Here is a 1,664-nt window from a genome sequence, read left to right as displayed (position 1 = left end):
GCGCTCGCGCGTCGCCAGGCGCAGCGCGATCTTGCCCGACGTGGTGGTCTTGCCCGATCCCTGCAGGCCGACCATCAGGATCGGCACCGGCGCCACGGCATTCAGGTTCAGCGGCACCGCCCCGGCGCCGCCCAGCGCGTCGATCAGCGCGTCATTGACGATCTTGGCCACCGCCTGGCCGGGCGAGATGCTGCCCAGCACCTCGTGCCCCACGGCGCGCTCGCGCACCTTGGCGACGAAATCCTTGACGACGGGCAGCGCCACGTCGGCGTCCAGCATCGCCAGACGCACCTCGCGCATCGCCTCGGCCACATCGGCCTCGGACAGCGCGCCGCGCTTGGCGAGCCCATCGAACACACCGGAGAGCTTGCTGGAAAGCGTCTCGAACAAAGGCCCGTCACTCCAAGGGGACTGTCACCCCAAAAGACGTCGCGCCACTGCGCGAGCACTCGCGGAGTGACGTTCCTGATGATGGGGGTGGCTTTACCCGCCTCCCCCTTCCCTGTCAACGAAATCGACCGCATTGGCCGCGCCGGGGGACGAAGCGCGCCCCGACGCGGCCCCGGCCCGCCCCTTACTTGCCTGGGACCGGCTTCATCACGTCATGCATCTCCTGGCGCAATGCGCGGATCTTCTCCACCCGCGCCCTGGCCTGGGCCAGTTGGTCCGGGGTCAGGATGTCGTGGATCTTCACCGCGATGTCCAGCCGCCGGGCGGCCTCCGCCTGGCGCAGGCCCTCGATCTGCTGCGTCAGCGTCGTCAGCTTCGCCTTGTCGACCGCTCCCGGGGCCAGCAGCACGTCCTCGATCTGCCGATGCAGGTCGCCAAGCTGCTTCCAGTCGCCTTTATGCGCGTGCCGCGCGTCCTGGAAAATCTCGTGCAGTTGCTTGTGCTGCGCCGGCGTCAGCTTCAGCCCGGCCAGGAGCGCCATCTCCCCATGCATCCCGCCATGCATGCCGTGCCCCTCGAAACCACCATGCATGCCGGGTCCGCCCATGCCATGATCGCCCATGCCGTAATCGCTCATGCCTGGGCCGGGCGGCATGTCCTGCGCCAGCGCCGCGCCGCCGGACAGGCTCGCCAGGACCGTCATGGCCAGCATCGTCTTCTTGAACATCGTCGGGCCTTTCCTCTTCCCATGAACCGGAACCATGGTCCCGGGTGACGATGGGAATGTAATCACGCCCGACCGTCCGGAAATCCGGCGAATATGCTACGAAGTGTAAGAGGCTGTATCGCAAGCCCTGCAACCGGGCGAGAGCCGCCGCAGGGCTGCGTCTGTCACGGCCGGCCTTGTCACTTGGCCGCCTTGGCGCTCCCGCGCGGCCGGTCGGCCGGCAGCATCTCGCCGGTGGCGGCATAATAGACGCGCTCGGCGATATTGGTGGCGTGGTCGCCGATCCGTTCCAAATTCTTGGCGATGAACAGCAGATGCGTGCAGGACCGGATGGTGCGCGGATCTTCCATCATATAGGTCACCAGCTCGCGGAACATGGCGGTATACAGCTCGTCGATCGCGGCGTCGGAGTACCAGACCGCGACCGCCCCCTCGCTGTCCCGCCGGGCCATCGCGTCGATCGCCCGGCACAGATTCTCATGCACCAGCCGCCCCATGGCGCGCAGCCCGCCCACCGGCACGTCGGTGGGCTGCGCCTCGACCTTCC

At 67.8% G+C, this 1,664-nt stretch carries 3 protein-coding genes; all 3 read right to left on the bottom strand.

The features are described 5' to 3' along the window. Positions 1-390: signal recognition particle receptor subunit alpha (locus HUK84_RS17220; protein ID WP_176641354.1), on the bottom strand; the 390-nt coding region annotated here is incomplete at its 3' end. A gap of 184 nt (positions 391-574) precedes the next feature. After that, entirely contained in the window at positions 575-1,117 is a 543-nt protein-coding gene (locus HUK84_RS17215; RefSeq protein ID WP_176641353.1) for a Spy/CpxP family protein refolding chaperone, read from the bottom strand. 179 nt (positions 1,118-1,296) lie between these two features. Continuing rightward, the coding region (locus tag HUK84_RS17210; RefSeq protein WP_281362844.1) for a phosphate signaling complex PhoU family protein at positions 1,297-1,664 on the bottom strand (368 nt) is incomplete at its 5' end.

The organism is Nguyenibacter vanlangensis (assembly GCF_013376155.1).
GTDB classification, from domain to species: domain Bacteria; phylum Pseudomonadota; class Alphaproteobacteria; order Acetobacterales; family Acetobacteraceae; genus Gluconacetobacter; species Gluconacetobacter vanlangensis.
The sequence above is the reverse complement of the archived record's forward strand: the minus strand, read 5'-3'. Positions and strand labels throughout refer to the sequence as shown.